Origin of the sequence: Parabacteroides sp. HGS0025 (assembly GCF_000969845.1) — a bacterium.
Taxonomy (GTDB): Bacteria; Bacteroidota; Bacteroidia; order Bacteroidales; family Tannerellaceae; genus Parabacteroides; species Parabacteroides gordonii.
The window spans coordinates 559,515-575,427 of record NZ_KQ033902.1; the positions used below are offsets into that span (position 1 = coordinate 559,515).

Genomic DNA, 15,913 nt, shown 5'->3' on the forward strand with positions numbered 1-15,913 from the left:
TTTTAGAGGGTATCTGAAAAGTGATATCAGATACCCTCTTTGACGTGATAAAACTCTACATTTGCAATTATAATCGATCGGCTTATGCAGAACAAATACAATCAGTTGTTTAATGCTTTTTTATTTTCGGGACTTGCCTGTTTTTCTTACCTGTTTCTGGTACTTTATTCAGACTTTTCCCCTCAGCATCAGCACATACTGATCTCTTTTTGGGCATTCCTGCTGGTCGTTTTTGTGTTTAATGTAATCGGTTTCAGTCTTATCCTGATCAACAGATGGCAAAAGAAGAGTTATCTGTTTTTGATGAGACGTAGATTTCAGCTATTGATAAATTGTATTTTGATTGCCGGTCTGCTATATCTGATGAACTATCTGATGCTGTCTATTGTAAAAATGTTGCTGGAAGTACCATACCCTTTTGCTTTAGGGAAACCGGGTACAAGGCTTCTTTTGATGATATGGCTGGTGGAAATGGTGATTGTCAGTCTTAGTATGACTACGAATTTTTACAGGCAGTTGATTATGCTCCATGACAAAGCGAATAAACTGGAAGAGAGTGCTATAAAAGCGCAATATACGGCTTTGCAGAACCAGATAAATCCTCACTTCCTGTTCAATAATCTGAATACGTTGATTTCTGAGATAGAATATAATCCCCAAAATGCGGTCTTGTTTACCCAACGCTTGTCGGATGTTTACCGGTATATTCTACAAAGCCAGCAGGAAGGGTTAATGACTCTTCACTCGGAACTGGCCTTTTTGAAATCATTTATATTTCTTCACCAGGTCAGGTTAGGTGATTGCATCCATGTAGACAATCGGATCGATCCCTCTTTGCAGGAAAAGAAAATACCCTCTTTTACCTTACAGTTGTTGACGGAGAATGTGATCAAACATAATACGATCAATTCGGATAATCCGATGACTATTTATTTGAGTTCCACTGAAGATGGCGAGATGCTGGTGGTAAAGAATAAGATAAGACTTAAACAGAGTGTTGTAAAATCGGGTACGGGACTTCGTAATTTGTCTACCCGCTATAAACTGATTAATGGTCGGGATATAATAATAGAAAATGACTCAAAGTGTTTTACCGTTAGAATACCTTTGCTAAATGAATAAAATAAGAGCTGCAATTATTGAAGATGAGATTCCGGCAGCCCGTTTGCTGAATAAGATGCTAACGGAGCTACGGCCGGATTGGGAGATACTTATATTACCGGGAAATGTGGATGGAGCTGTTAAATGGTTTCAGAACAACCCGCATCCGGATATTTTGTTTCTGGATATCCAGTTAACTGATGGTGTCTCGTTTTCGTTTATCGAAAGAGTAAAACCGGAGAGTATGATCGTTTTTACGACAGCCTATGATGAATATGCTGTCCGTGCCTTTAAAGTAAACAGCATAGATTATTTGTTGAAGCCGATAGGTAAGGAACAACTTGCTGAAACACTTGAGAAGTTCGAGAAACTGACCGCCAGGTATTTCAAAAAGTTCAACCAACAAGGGGAAATTCTGGAAATATTACAGAATATAACCAGCCCTTCAAAGAAATACAGAACCCGCTTTCTTATTTCTGGTGATGATAAGTTATTCACATTGCAGGTAGATGATATAGCCTATTTCTATTCTGAAAATAAAGTAACTTTTGCCGTAACCCACCAGAACCGTGAATTTATAATAGATCTGTCTTTGGATAAACTTTGCGAACAGCTCGATCCCGACCATTTTTTCAGGACAAACCGCCAAACAATCGTAAGTGTACAATCTATTCAAAAGATAGAATCTTATTTTTTAGGGAAGGTCATAGTAAAAGTGTCTCCGCCTTTTAAAGATAAGATTATCGTTAGCCGGGAAAAGATCGGGGCTTTCAAACTCTGGTTGAATTATTGATATTCAGATTTCTGTTATGAAGGAAGGCGAAACAGGATATGTTTCGGTTCATCCGGAGATAAATATCATTTTTAGTATATCTAATATCATTTTTTATAGCAGATCTCTTTGGTAGAATGCCGAACTTTGGATTAATAAACAAGACGGAGGTATTATTGTTCAGACAACAACCGGTATTGTTTGATTGATAAATAACGATATTTGTTTTACAAAATAACATACGAATGAAAAGACTGATACTAACATTTTGTGTTTCAACGTTCTTTAGTTTTTCTGATGCAAACGGGCAATCAGCCGTCCGGTTGACCGGCCTGCAAAGTGACCATCTTGAAAATCCGATAGGAATAGATAACCCCGCTCCCCGTCTTTCGTGGAAGATGGAAGATAGCAGGCAGGGGGCGCGGCAACGTGCATACCGGGTGTTGGTCGGCAAAGACTCGATACAGGTGGCCGACGGAACTGCCGATATGTGGGACACCGGAAAGATAATCTCCGAAAATATATTGGTTACCTATGCCGGGAAGCCACTGGAGCCTTGTACGAAATATTACTGGAAAGTAATAAGTGATGATTTGCTGGATAAGGAAGTCGTTTCGTCCGTCCATTCTTTTGAGACAGGCATGATGAGCATAAAGAACTGGCAAGGAGCCTGGATTGGTGACGGAAAAGACAAAGACTGTCAGCCTGCCCCTTATTTTCGCAAGAAGTTTGCTGCAGGTAAAACGATAAAATCGGCACGCGCCTATATCGCTGCGGCTGGACTATACGAATTGTATATCAACGGAGAGAAGATTGGTGATCACCGCCTCGATCCGTTGTACACCCGTTTCGACAGACGTAATCTGTATATCGCCTACGATGTAACCGGCCAGCTCCGGAACGGAGATAATGCCATAGGAGTGCTTTTGGGTAACGGATGGTACAACCACCAATCGAAGGCCGTGTGGGATTTCGACCGGGCTCCCTGGCGTAACCGGCCTGCATTCTGTATGGATCTCCGTATCACTTACAGCGATGGAAGTGTCGAAACCATTCCTACCGATCTTAGTTGGAAAACTTCTTCAGGTGGACTGATCTTCAACAGTATCTATACCGGAGAGCATTACGACACCCGTCTTGAACAGGCCGGCTGGAATATGCCGAACTTTGATGACTCTAAGTGGAATGGAGTGGGATACAGGGGCGCCCCTTCCCAAAACATTGTAGCGCAGCAAGCCCGTCCGATCCGTAATGTTCTGACTATTCCCGCAAAATCAGTCAACAAGATAAATGAAAAGACGTATGTATTCGATTTCGGACAGAATATGTCGGGAGTAACCCGGATAAATGTTTCGGGAGAGGAAGGAACAGAGGTCAGGATCATGCACGGAGAGCGGCTCTTTGATAATGGACGTATCGATATGTCCAATATCGATGTTTATTACCGGGGAGATAAGGTGAAAGATCCTTTCCAGACAGATATATTGATCCTGAGTGGTGGTAAGGATGAGTTTATGGCAAAATTCAATTATAAAGGTTTCCGTTATGTGGAAGTAACCAGTGATAAGCCGATCGAACTCAATCAAAACAGCCTGACTGCTTACTTCATGCACAGCGATGTCCCTTCTGTTGGGAATATCAATACATCGAGTGAACTTGTCGATAAACTCTGGTGGGCAACCAATAACGCTTATCTGTCAAACCTGATGGGCTATCCGACCGACTGTCCGCAGCGTGAAAAGAACGGTTGGACAGGCGACGGGCATTTTGCCATAGAAACAGCTTTGTATAATTATGATGGTATTACAGTCTATGAGAAATGGCTGGCAGACCATCGCGACGAACAACAACCCAACGGCGTTCTCCCTGATATTATCCCGACTGGAGGATGGGGATACGGCACGGATAACGGATTAGACTGGACAAGTACGATTGCAATTATCCCCTGGGAGCTATATATTTTTTATGGTGACAGCAAACCGTTGGCCGACTGCTATGAAAGCATTAAGCGTTATGTCGATTACGTAGACCGCACAAGCCCGAACCATCTGACTACCTGGGGGCGTGGCGATTGGGTGCCTGTCAAGTCCCAATCAAATAAGGAGCTGACATCTTCCATCTATTTCTATGTAGATACCCGGATCTTGGCTAATGCAGCCAAGCTGTTTAACAAACAGGAAGATCTGGCTTATTACACGGCATTGGCGGAGAAGATAAAGGATGCGGTGAACGATAAATACCTGAATAAGGAAACAGGCATTTATGCCAACGGCAGTCAGACGGAATTAAGTGTTCCTTTACAATGGAAAATAGTTCCCGACAATATGATTGCTAAAGTTGCACAAAATCTGGCAAAGAAAGTGGAAGAAGCCGGATTTCACCTTGATGTCGGAGTTTTGGGAGCCAAAGCAATCCTGAACGCATTAAGCGAAAACGGATATGCGGAAACGGCCTATAAGGTAGCCGCACAAGATACTTATCCCTCGTGGGGCTGGTGGATTGCCAACGGAGCAACGACTTTACTGGAGAACTGGGACTTGAAAGCCGAACGCGATATTTCAGACAATCACATGATGTTCGGGGAAATAGGCGGATGGTTCTATAAAGGCTTGGGAGGTATCTTCCCCGATCCTGAGCAACCCGGTTTTAAACATATCCTGTTGCGTCCAAACTTCGTAAAAGAACTGAAGCATTTCGAAGCACAACATGAATCCCCTTATGGTCGGATCGTTTCCAAATGGAAGTGGGATAGGAGAAAGATTAATTATGAGGTGATCGTCCCGGCCAATAGTACGGCAACCCTTTATCTACCGGACAATATAAAAGGAGATAAAGTGATCGAACTGGAAGCAGGCAGACACGATCTCATTTTAACCCTTTCAAAGTAAATATTTGCAGTGAGGAGGCCGGCTTTTTTAGTCAGGCCTCTTTCTTTTTATATCGAATTATAGGAAGCTCTTACCTGTATTTCTGTTTTATGCTTACTGTGGTAGTTGTCAGTTGATTACAGTTTCCTCGTAGTTTTCTATTGTGGAAACTACAGTTTCTACCGCAGGAAACTATAATTTCTTAGGCGGGGAACTGGAGTTTCCTACCGAAGAAACTGCAATTTCCTAAGGAGGAAACTGAAAGGAAACCGGGCACAAAAAAAAGAGACACCTCTATGAAGTATCTCTTTTTCTGCTCTTCCTCTTGGACTTGAACCAAGGACCCTCTGATTAACAGTCAGATGCTCTAACCAACTGAGCTAAGGAAGAATTTTCAATCTTTCAGAAGTTTTCCGTATGCTTTCGTATACCCCTTTCTGAAATTGCACTGCAAAAGTAGAGGTTCTTTTTGAAATATGCAATATCTTTGCAGAAAAAAATTGAAAAAATGAATACAATAGGCTTAGGAAATGCTTTGGTGGATGTTTTATTGCGACTGGATAGTGATGAAGTATTGGCTGAAGTCGGTATAAAGAAGGGTGCAATGGATATGATCAACCAGGAACAGATGATCGCTATCCGTAAAACACAGGAACGTCTGGAGAGAAGCCAGGCGCCGGGAGGTTCGGTTTGTAACACCATGCGTGCAATGGCGTGCCTGGGTGCAAATACCGGTTTTATAGGTAAAATTGGAACCGACTCGGTGGGCGAATTCTATGAACAGGCGCTGAAAGATGCCAGTGTGGCTCCTTACTTTATAAAGACACCGGGTATTTCAGGAAGCTGTACGGTGCTGATCTCGAAAGATGGCGAGCGTTCTATGGGAACATTCCTCGGCCCGGCTCCGACTATCACACCGGATGAGATAAAAGAAGAAATCCTTAGCCAATATGATTGTATTTATATAGAAGGATATCTTTTAGTAAACGAGGAACTGGTTCGTACGACGATGCAGAAAGCCAAGAAGCTGGGTCTGAAAGTAGCGCTCGATTTATCTAATTTTAATATCGTCAATGCTTTCAAAGGCTTGTTGGATGATATTATCCCTAAATATGTGGATATTCTTTTCTCTAACGAGAGCGAAGCCGAAGCCTTTACCGGGCTGACCGCTCACGAAGCTGTTAAAGTGCTTTCCGGAATGGTGGAAGTCTCTTTGGTTACGCTGGGCAAAGAAGGAGCGTTGGTAGGTAGCAACGGACAGGTGATCGCTGTTCCGGCAGAAGGAGGTAAACCCATCGACACAACGGGGGCTGGCGATCATTTCGCAGCCGGCTTCCTCTATGGCCAGTCTATCGGTGCCGGTTTGGAACAATCAGCCCTTATCGGATCACTTCTGGCCGGGTATATAATAGATGTGATCGGTGCCCAGATCCCGGATGATAAATGGGAACAAATAAAGTTAAAAGTAGATACGATATTATCCTGAAATGTGTTTTATGCATACATTTACATCGTTAATTAACTAAATATTCTATGTATAAGCAGATACGACGAGAAAGATTGATAGGTTTGTTTTGTTTACTGCTCCTCTTCGGGAGTATTATGCCGGGACAGGCTCAGAAAGATAACCGCTTTGAGGTGAGTAAGAACCTCGATATTTTCAATGCGCTGATAAAAGAAGTTGAAATGTTCTACGTAGACTCTGTCGATGTGGAAAAGACTGTTCGCCGGGGCATCAACAGTATGCTTGGTAGCCTTGACCCTTACACCGAGTACTATCCGGAGCAGGAGATGGATAAGTTGAAGATAATGACTACCGGCGAATATGGCGGTATCGGTTCTTATATCCGCGGACGCCAGGAAGGTGGTGTCTATATTATCGAACCGTTTGAAGGAATGCCTGCCGCATTGGCCGGACTTCAGGCTGGCGACCGTATCCTGGCTATCGATACGGTGGATGTAACGAATAAATCTTCCGACGAAGTCAGCAACCTGTTGAAAGGTGTGCCCAATACGAAAATGGTACTGAAGATACAGCGTCCGAACGAAAAGAAACCGCGTGAAGTGGAACTTATCCGTAAGCAAATACTTGTAGACCAGGTTACTTACTATGGTGTACGTGGCGATAGCGTTGGTTATATCTACCTGAAAGGTTTTACTGACAAGAGTGCCCAGGAAGTGAAGAATGCTTTCGAAGACCTGAAGAAAAATCATCATATCAAATCGCTGATCCTCGACTTGCGCAATAACGGCGGTGGTCTGCTGGAAAGTGCCACACAGATTGTCAGCATGTTTGTTCCGAAAGGAAAGGAAGTTGTTTCAACTAAAGGAAAGATCAGCCAATGGGATCGTACTTATCGTACGGCCAATGAACCGCTGGATACGATTATGCCGATGGCTGTCCTGATCAATGGCAACTCTGCCTCTGCTGCCGAGATCGTTTCGGGTTCGTTGCAAGATATGGATCGTGCCGTACTGGTCGGACAACGTTCGTTTGGTAAAGGGCTGGTTCAGTCTACCCGTGAATTGCCTTACAACGGAAGTGTGAAGATCACGATGAGTAAATATTATATTCCCAGCGGCCGTTGTATCCAGCAAATGGACTACAGTCACCGGAAAGCGGACGGCAGTGTGGATGCCATTCCCGACAGCCTGACATCGGTATTCTATACCTCTAAAGGCCGCCCAGTCCGTGACGGCGGAGGCGTTCGTCCTGAGTTCGAAATAGAAGAGGAAGAAATGCCGACGATGATGTATTACCTAGCTACGGATTTTGTGTTGGTTGACTTTGTTACCAATTGGGCGCAGAAGCATAAGACAATTCCTTCGGTAGAAGAGTTTACTGTATCTGACGAAGACTTCGAAGCATTCAAGAACTATGCAAAAGAAAAGAACTTCACTTACGACCGTCAGAGCGAAAAAGTCCTGAAGAATCTGAAAGAGATAGCCAAGTTTGAAGGCTACATGAACAGCGATTCAACGATCTTCAACGACCTGGAAGCCCGCCTGACTCCGAACCTGGACAGAGATTTCGAGCTTTATAAAGAGCAAATCAAGAAGTTGATGGCTTCAGAGATCGTAAAGCGCTACTATTTCCAGAAAGGAGAATTGCTGGAAAGCCTGAAGGATGACGAAGTGCTTGAAAAAGCGTTGGAAGTCCTCGGTGATCAGGAATTATATAATAAGACATTGAGTACTCCGGAAAAAGGAGACAGTAAACCGGCTGAAGACAACACCAAGTCGTCTACCGGAAGTGGAAATATTGCTTATGTGTTTGATCAAACTGTAGGGTAACTCCATACTACAAGTATATAAAAGAACTCATGCTGTTGATTTTGAATCCGACTGCATGAGTTTTTTTATGCGCTATCTTTAGATTTTTTTCAAATATGTTTATCTTTGCCCGGGTTCTACTTTGAAAATAAAGAGTACAATTCAATTATTAATTCAGTTAACCGGCTGTGTAATACTTACCTAATAGAAGCATATCATGGATGAGAAAGCATATATAAAACTATTCAATTATATTTTCATGAATCATCGTGAACGCTATATTCGGTTCGCGTATTCATATACCTATAACCATGAAACTGCTGAAGATCTGGTTGCTGAAAGTCTGATGTACTATTGGGAAAACCGTGACAGGCTGGAAGATGTTAAAGATATTCCTTTATATATATTGATTATTATCAAGAATAAATGCCTGGATCATTTGCAGAGAGAACGTACATGGAACAATATAGCGGAAAACTTACTCTCCAATAAAGAATGGGAGCTTCAAATGCGCATATCCAGCCTGGAAGCTTGCGAACCGGAAGCTTTATTCAGCGCAGAGGTACAGGAATTAATCAAAAAAACATTAGATAAATTACCTGAAAAATCAAGTCGTATCTTTATGATGAGCCGTTATGAAGGGAAAAGCTATCAAACGATAGCCCGGGAAACGAACCTTTCTGTAAAAAGTGTTGAGTTTCATATCAGCAAAGCTTTAACCGCTTTGCGTAAGGATTTAAAGGACTATTTGCCAGCCTTACTTTCTGTCTTCGATTTCTTCTATAATTAAAAAAAACATTTTTTCTTTAGGGTATCTGCTCCTTCATTCGCCCTTATTATAGAAACAGGAAAAAATGGAGCAGAAGTTATTATATAAAATGTTTAGTGGGGAGGCGACAGATAAAGAACTGACGCAGATCCGTCGATGGGTGAATGACAGTGAAGAGAACAAAGAAATGTTCTATAAGGAACGTGCTCTTTATGATGCTCTGCTGTTTAATGACTTCCGGTTAGATTCGCGTGTTCGCAAACGCCCTACTTTTCTTTGGAAATGGGTGGGAAGTGTTGCTGCTGCTATTGTTACTTTATTTCTGATGCAAAATATATCGATATTTGTCAAAAACGAACCTTTATCGGATATTGCCTTTAATACTATTAAAGTCCCTGCCGGGCAAAGGGTGGAAGTAACATTGTCGGACGGAACCCATCTCTGGTTGAATGCACGTTCTGAATTTTCTTATCCCGTTTCATTTAATGGAGACAGACGTGAAGTACATTTGAAAGGAGAAGCCTTTTTTGATGTGGCCAGAGATGAAAACAAGAAGTTTATAGTTAATACCGGGCGCTGTGAAGTAGAAGTTTTAGGTACTGAGTTTAATGTCGAAGCTTATGATGAAAATGATTTCTCGACCGCCTTGTTACGGGGTAGCGTAAGAGTTTCCGACAAATTACAATCAGATGAATCAGTTGTGTTAGAACCCAATAATGCAGTCAGGCTGGATAATGGAAAACTGACTGTCACTCCCATCACCGATTTCAGTCCTTATAGTTGGAAAGACGGGATTATTACATTTAAGGATATCAAGTTCGATGTTTTGATGAAGAAACTGGAAAAGAATTATGGTATCCGTATAGTTATCGACAATCCCGGGCTCGATAACTATGCATGTAGTGGAAAATTCCGTATCTCCGATGGGATTGAAGAGGTGTTGAGAGCATTACAACAAGACGCCCATTTCATATTTGAAAGGGAGAACAGAGAGGAAATCCATATTCAATAACATTTAATTTATATAGCCTATGAGATGATTTAAAAATCGAAATAAGGGAAAAGTATGGCCCTGTGTAAATAATTAATCTAATATCATTCTTAAACTATCACAAACATGAAGAAAAGAAAATTCAGTGTATCTCGTATTTTGAAGATGACCTTTTTGTTCTTCTTTTCCAGTGCCATCTGTTTACAGGCGGAAATGGTGAAATCACAGAACAAACGGATCACCCTTGATAAAAGTAATGTCCGGTTAGAAAATATATTGAACGATATTGAAAGCCAGACAAATTTGTTGTTCATTTATAATAAAAACGTAAATGTTAACCGTAAAGTATCCGTTAAAGCCAATGATATATCATTGGAGGACGTGCTGCAGAACTTGTTGGGAAACAGTGTAACCTTTAAGATAGAGGGAACTTATATCGTCCTTTCACCTGCTTCTGTCACGGAAACAAAACAACAGACCAGATCGGTTAAAGGTAATATTGTTGATCAAAACGGAGATCCGGTTATAGGTGCTAACATCGTGGAAAAGGGAACGACGAACGGCACCATATCGGATGTAAACGGACAATTTACCCTGAACCTTCAACAAAAGAACCCGGTATTGGTGGTTTCTTATATTGGTTTTACAACGAAAGAAATTCCTGTTGGTAACTTATCAGTATTAAATATTAACTTATCTGAAGATTCAGAAGCATTGGAAGAAGTGGTAGTAGTTGGCTATGGTGTCCAGAAGCGGGCATCGGTAACAGGGTCGGTCGCTTCTCTCCAGTCAAAAGATATTGCTACGGTTAAAACACCTAATGTAAGTAATGCATTGGCAGGTAAATTACCGGGTTTGCGCGCCGTACAAAGAAGTGGTGCGCCGGGAGATGATGATGCCAGTATTGATATCCGTGGTTACGGTAATGCACTGGTAATTGTAGATGGGGTAGAACGTGATTTTAAACAGATCGATGCAAACGATATCGAATCAATCAGTATTTTGAAGGATGCTTCGGCTGCAGTATATGGTTTCAAGGGAGCGAATGGCGTTATTCTTGTCACGACCAAAAAAGGAGAGATTGGTAAACCTAAGATCAATTATAATGGATATGTCGGCATACAGAATATAACCCGTTATCCGGAATATTACGACGGATATGAATATGCGACTTTGTATAATGAGGCCCAACAGAATATCGGGATCGCAGCTCCTTACTCGGAGGAAGACCTGGAACGTTTCAGACAAGGGATTGGTACAACAGATTGGTATGATGAGGTAATCCGTAAAACTGCCCCGACCACTTATCATAATCTGAGTGTCTCCGGCGGTGCGGAAAAGGTAAAGTATTTCTTTTCTTTAGGATTAACGGATCAGGAGGGAATTTATAAGTCGAAAGCATTTAATTATAAAAAGTATAATGTCCGTTCCAATATCAGTGCCGAAATTGTAAAAGGTTTTACGGTAGACCTGCAATTAAGCGGACGCTTGGATACACGTATGAAACCTTATGAAGCGGATCCTCTAAGCCGTACGATTCAAATGGCAAAGCCGATATTCCCCATTTATTCCAATGATAATCCTGATTATTGGAATAATCCGGGAGATAATGGAAATCCTATTCATTTATCGGACATTGACAATGTTGGCTATGATCGTCGTGATCGCCGTGAATTTAATGGTTCCATAGCATTGAACTGGGAGTTACCCTGGGTAAAAGGATTGTCTGCTAAAGCTTTATTTTCTTACGATTATAATAATCTGTATAGCCGTAAATGGTATAAAGAATATTATGAATATACTTATGATGCAACAGCGGATATATATAATAAATCGAGAAGCCATACTATTTCGGAGTTAACAACTCAAAACGATAATTACTTCAGACCCAATGGTCAGATATCATTGAACTATAAAAACACATTTGGCAAACATGATATAGGTGCATTAGTATTATGGGAATTCAATAATGACCGTACTGATATTTTGAAAGCTTATCGCCAGTTCACGGTTGGAGCTATCGATCAGATGGATGCCGGTGATAAAACGAACATGAACAATGGCGGAACTGCACGTGTTTCTGCTCACGCGGGTTTGGTAGGTCGTGTCAACTATGCATACGATAGCAGATATCTGGCAGAAGTAAGTTTCCGCTATGATGGTTCGTATAAGTTTGCACCGGATAACCGCTGGGGATTTTTCCCTGCTGTTTCTTTAGGATGGCGTGTATCTGAAGAAGCATTCTTTAAAGAAACATTACCGATGGTTGACAATTTCAAAATAAGAGGTTCATATGGTAAGGTAGGAGATGAAGGAGTTACCGGATATACAGATGATGATGAGAAAGATGGCAAATATAGAGCTTACCAATATTTGACAGGTTACTTATATCCATCAGGAAATTATGTGCTGGGTTCGGGAGGAGTGACAAACGGTGCTAAAGACAGGGGAATGCCTAACCTGGCTTTGACCTGGTATGAATCCAAGACAACTAATGTCGGGTTTGAAGCTTCAGCCTTATCTGGCTTGGTCAGCGTGGAGTTTGATTATTTCGTTCGTAAACGAACAGGGCTTTTGACAAAGCGTCAGCTCACATTACCAACAACATTCGGTCAGGAACTTCCCGTAGAAAACCTGAACTCCGATAAGAATCAGGGATTTGAAATTGTAGTAGGGCATCGTAAGCAAATCGGAGATTTTACTTATGATATAAAAGCGAATTTTTCCACAACCCGTATTTATAATGAGCATGTAGAACGTGCAGCGTCTGCCAATATGTATGACGATTGGAGGAATAACAGTAATAACCGTTATAAGGACATACAATGGGGTAAGAAAGTGGTCGGACAGTTTCAGAGTTGGGAGGAGATCATGAATTCTCCGGTTCAGGATAGCAATGGTAATAAATCGTTAATGCCGGGTGATCTGAAGTTTGAAGACTGGAATAACGACGGTATCATTGACGGGAAAGACGACCAGCCTATCGGACATGGAAATACACCTCGTATGTATTATGGTTTGAATCTTTACGGAGAATATAAGGGATTTGATATAACTCTTTTCTTTCAGGGAGCAGCAGGGCATGAAGTGTTTACGAGCGGTGACTTTATGTCTCCGTTTATTCAGCAGGGGCTAGGTAATGGTATAACTCTTTGGTTAGACCGCTGGCATAGAGAAGATCCTTCAGATATGTCAAGTGAATGGATTCCGGGTTATATGCCGGCACTTCGTCCGACAGGTTTCTCTGCAAATGCAGGTAACAATACCTGGACAAAACAGAAAGCCAATTATTTACGTCTGAAAACAGTCGAGATAGGTTATACTTTCCCAAAAAGATGGATGCAACGAGCTGGCATTGAGAATTTGCGTATATACGTGAATAGCTTTAATACAGCAACGATAACCAGTCGCACCGGTATAATGCAGTATATGGATCCGGAGAATAAAGACGGTATGTTCCGCTATTATCCGCAAATGAAAACATTTAATTTCGGTGTTAACCTAACATTCTAAAAATAAGAAACGATGAAGACTACAATTATAAGAAATATTGGATGTGGACTGCTTTTATTGAGTACAACGGCTTGTTCCGATTATCTTGAAAAAGAATCCTTCGATATCATAACACCTGAACAGGTTTGGCAGGATCCTAAACTGATCAATGGTGTGATGGTTAATCTATACGATGGACTGAATGTAGAAGATTTTAATTATTGGTATCGTGATGCGTGGCGTTTACAAAATGCTTCTTCTATGTCTGACGAGGCACAGGGTTCATTCCAGAAAGACCCTCTTTTCGATAATGGAAATGCAACCTATACGTATGAAGATGCCTTGTTCGAGCAGAAATTTTCTGATCGTTATAAAAATATACGAAACTGTAACGATTTTATCAGTCAACTGGAGGAGGCGACAGCTTTATCTGATTCAGAAAAGAAACTACTTCTGGCAGAATCCCGCTTTTTACGTGCCATGCACTATTTCACATTAGTGAAACGTTATGGTGGCGTTCCTCTTATCAATGAACCTCAGGAATACGACCCAAATAATCTGGAAGCATTGATGGTGCCTCGTAATAAAGAAGTCGAAATTTATGACTTTATTATTAAAGAATGTCAGGAGGCTGCATTGGAGCTTCCTGATACGAGAAATTCGGATGCTAAATACCGGGCAAATAAGTATGTGGCGTTAGCGTTATGCTCCCGTGCTGCATTATATGCAGGTTCAATAGCACGTTATGGCAACGTCCAATTAGATGGTCTTGTTGGAATATCTTCTTCGGATGCCGATCGTTTTTTTCAGGTTTCTTATGATGTATCGAAAACGATAATATCTTCAGGACTTTATGAACTGTATAATAAGAAACCGGATAATAAAGCACAGAACTATTGCGATATATTCTTGAAAGGGAATGGAGATAACGGAGAATATATTTTCCAGAAACAATACAATGTAGCGGGAGGTAAAGGGCATGACTGGGACAAACGGAATGCCCCGTTCTCTTACCGTGCCGGAGGCTGGGGCTGTGGTATTGCTCCGACTTTGGAAATGATCGAAGCCTATGATTATGTGGACGGATCCGAAGGTACGTTGGCGCTAGAGGAAAATAGGAAACAACTTCGTTTTGATGATCCTTATGATGTTTTTGCAAATAAAGATCCTCGTCTTTTTGCATCTGTGTATTTACCGGGATCTCCTTGTCAAGGTTCCAGAATTGAATGGAAAAGAGGTATTATCGTTTCTGATAATGAAAAACATCAGGCAACAAGTCAACCGGATGGAGGTAACACGGTTGAAGTCAATGGAGTAACATATAGCACATCAGGTAAAGATGGCGGTGCTGATGCTGGGGATGCGTCCAAGACCGGTTTTTATCAGAAGAAATTTTGGGATGAGACATTAACCGATATGAATATGGGTAAGTCAGAAACACCTTGGCCTGTTTTCCGCTTAGGAGAAATTTATCTAAATTTGGCAGAAGCTGCAATGGAGCTGAATAAACCATCGGAGGCGTTAGATGCTGTCAATAAGATTCGTGAACGTGCCGGTATTGCTTTGTTGGCTAGTATTAATATGGAGAAAGTACGTCACGAACGTAGAGTTGAATTGGCCTTTGAAGGTCATCGTTTCTGGGATATGAAACGTTGGAGGATAGCTCATCTGGATGTGGCAAAGGGGGGCTTGAATGGGTTCAGAGGAACAGCCTTGTACCCTTGGTATGATATTCGTGATGGTAAATATGTATTTGAAAGAGGCTACAACTCTCCTAAACAATTGCGTATTTTCCTGGAAAAGAATTATTATACAAAGATTAATCAGGAAGATATGAATTCAAATCCGAATCTTATTCAGAATCCGGGCTTTACTAATTAATCACCTAATTTAGAAATTTGATATGAAAAAGATAAGTTTATTATTAATGGTCATTTGCTCATTCTGTTTGACAAGCTGTCTGAGTGATTTGGATAATTATGAGTCTCCTAACGGAGGTATCAAAGGACAAATTCTGGATGCAGAAACAAACGAACCGATCCCACTACCTGTCCAGGGTTCTACGGGTATCATTATTAATATGTTCGAGCAAAATACAGATGCTACGCAGTCTGTCGATTTCTATGCCCAAATGGACGGATCATACGAAAACTCAAAGTTGTTCAACTGTGATTATAAAATAGTCGTTAACGGCCCGTTTGTTTCCCCATGTGAAGAGTTTGTTACGGTAAAAGGACAGACAACTCTGGATTTGAAAGCAACCCCTTTTGCAAGAATCAGTGCGTCAGCCCAGGTTGCGGGTAAAAAAGTTACTGTTACATACAGGGTAATACCGACGAGCAGCAATTATGATGTATCTGAAGTTTACGGATACTGGAACTTTGCTCCTGGGGTTGACAACGGAAGTGCGAACCAGGCAGGTAAGCAGACTGTCAACGAGAAAGAAGGAACTATAGTTTTTGATTTGGAAAATGATAAAAACTATAAAGACAATCTGTACAAAATACAGGGAAATGGTAATAAAATATATGTCCGCATTGGTGCTAAAACCGAGGGAGTGATCAATTATAGTACTATCATTGAAACTATTGTACAATAAATAACCTGACACAGATATCTGTTTGGTGAATCAGATATCTGTGTCTTTA

Annotated in this window: 10 protein-coding genes and 1 tRNA gene; 10 read left to right on the forward strand and 1 reads right to left on the reverse strand. The window is 41.3% G+C overall.

Annotated elements, in window-relative coordinates:
• The first annotated feature begins 84 nt into the window (after positions 1 to 84).
• The 3 genes from HMPREF1212_RS01935 to HMPREF1212_RS01945 all read left to right on the forward strand — a co-directional run bounded on the left by HMPREF1212_RS01935 (position 85) and on the right by HMPREF1212_RS01945 (position 4,761).
• Positions 85 to 1,122 carry a sensor histidine kinase gene (locus HMPREF1212_RS01935; protein ID WP_046148239.1) on the forward strand — a complete coding sequence of 346 codons (1,038 nt, stop codon included), beginning with the start codon at positions 85 to 87 and terminating at the stop codon, positions 1,120 to 1,122.
• On the forward strand, positions 1,115 to 1,894 hold the full coding sequence (locus HMPREF1212_RS01940; RefSeq protein ID WP_046148240.1) for a LytR/AlgR family response regulator transcription factor: 780 nt from the start codon (positions 1,115 to 1,117) through the stop codon (positions 1,892 to 1,894). The genes HMPREF1212_RS01935 and HMPREF1212_RS01940 overlap by 8 nt, the downstream gene beginning before the upstream one ends.
• 224 nt (positions 1,895 to 2,118) lie before the next feature.
• On the forward strand, positions 2,119 to 4,761 hold the full coding sequence (locus tag HMPREF1212_RS01945) for a glycoside hydrolase family 78 protein (RefSeq protein WP_046148241.1): 2,643 nt from the start codon (positions 2,119 to 2,121) through the stop codon (positions 4,759 to 4,761).
• A 295-nt stretch (positions 4,762 to 5,056) separates the two neighbouring features.
• Here the strand turns inward: HMPREF1212_RS01945 and HMPREF1212_RS01950 are convergent.
• A tRNA-Asn gene (locus tag HMPREF1212_RS01950) sits at positions 5,057 to 5,130 on the reverse strand.
• A 118-nt stretch (positions 5,131 to 5,248) separates the two neighbouring features.
• On the opposite strand from HMPREF1212_RS01950, the gene HMPREF1212_RS01955 reads away from it, so the two are divergent.
• The 7 genes from HMPREF1212_RS01955 (at position 5,249) to HMPREF1212_RS01985 (ending at position 15,864) form a co-directional block, all read left to right on the forward strand.
• Positions 5,249 to 6,226 carry an adenosine kinase gene (locus HMPREF1212_RS01955; RefSeq protein WP_046148242.1) on the forward strand — a complete coding sequence of 326 codons (978 nt, stop codon included), beginning with the start codon at positions 5,249 to 5,251 and terminating at the stop codon, positions 6,224 to 6,226.
• A gap of 47 nt (positions 6,227 to 6,273) precedes the next feature.
• A complete protein-coding gene (locus HMPREF1212_RS01960) occupies positions 6,274 to 8,034 on the forward strand; it encodes a S41 family peptidase (protein WP_046148243.1) in 1,761 nt (586 codons plus the stop codon).
• Between the two features lie 196 nt (positions 8,035 to 8,230).
• Positions 8,231 to 8,803: an RNA polymerase sigma-70 factor gene (locus HMPREF1212_RS01965; protein WP_046148244.1), complete on the forward strand. Its 573-nt coding sequence runs from the start codon at positions 8,231 to 8,233 to the stop codon at positions 8,801 to 8,803.
• 64 nt (positions 8,804 to 8,867) lie between these two features.
• Positions 8,868 to 9,794 (forward strand): FecR family protein, encoded by a 927-nt coding sequence (locus HMPREF1212_RS01970; protein WP_046148245.1) that lies wholly within the window; start codon positions 8,868 to 8,870, stop codon positions 9,792 to 9,794.
• A gap of 105 nt (positions 9,795 to 9,899) precedes the next feature.
• Positions 9,900 to 13,286, forward strand: coding sequence for a TonB-dependent receptor (locus HMPREF1212_RS01975; RefSeq protein WP_046148246.1), 3,387 nt, complete (start codon positions 9,900 to 9,902; stop codon positions 13,284 to 13,286).
• Positions 13,287 to 13,298: 12 nt separating this feature from the next.
• The gene (locus HMPREF1212_RS01980; protein ID WP_046148247.1) at positions 13,299 to 15,146 is read left to right on the forward strand and encodes a RagB/SusD family nutrient uptake outer membrane protein; all 1,848 of its coding nucleotides are present in this window, start codon (positions 13,299 to 13,301) and stop codon (positions 15,144 to 15,146) included.
• A gap of 22 nt (positions 15,147 to 15,168) precedes the next feature.
• Positions 15,169 to 15,864: a DUF3823 domain-containing protein gene (locus tag HMPREF1212_RS01985; protein WP_028729744.1), complete on the forward strand. Its 696-nt coding sequence runs from the start codon at positions 15,169 to 15,171 to the stop codon at positions 15,862 to 15,864.
• Positions 15,865 to 15,913: the final 49 nt, after the last annotated feature.

Coding starts and splice junctions, on each gene's coding strand:
- HMPREF1212_RS01935 (WP_046148239.1), top strand. CDS start 85: ATGCAGAACAAATACAATCAGTTGTTTAATGCTTTTTTATTTTCGGGA.
- HMPREF1212_RS01940 (WP_046148240.1), top strand. CDS start 1,115: ATGAATAAAATAAGAGCTGCAATTATTGAAGATGAGATTCCGGCAGCC.
- HMPREF1212_RS01945 (WP_046148241.1), top strand. CDS start 2,119: ATGAAAAGACTGATACTAACATTTTGTGTTTCAACGTTCTTTAGTTTT.
- HMPREF1212_RS01955 (WP_046148242.1), top strand. CDS start 5,249: ATGAATACAATAGGCTTAGGAAATGCTTTGGTGGATGTTTTATTGCGA.
- HMPREF1212_RS01960 (WP_046148243.1), top strand. CDS start 6,274: ATGTATAAGCAGATACGACGAGAAAGATTGATAGGTTTGTTTTGTTTA.
- HMPREF1212_RS01965 (WP_046148244.1), top strand. CDS start 8,231: ATGGATGAGAAAGCATATATAAAACTATTCAATTATATTTTCATGAAT.
- HMPREF1212_RS01970 (WP_046148245.1), top strand. CDS start 8,868: ATGGAGCAGAAGTTATTATATAAAATGTTTAGTGGGGAGGCGACAGAT.
- HMPREF1212_RS01975 (WP_046148246.1), top strand. CDS start 9,900: ATGAAGAAAAGAAAATTCAGTGTATCTCGTATTTTGAAGATGACCTTT.
- HMPREF1212_RS01980 (WP_046148247.1), top strand. CDS start 13,299: ATGAAGACTACAATTATAAGAAATATTGGATGTGGACTGCTTTTATTG.
- HMPREF1212_RS01985 (WP_028729744.1), top strand. CDS start 15,169: ATGAAAAAGATAAGTTTATTATTAATGGTCATTTGCTCATTCTGTTTG.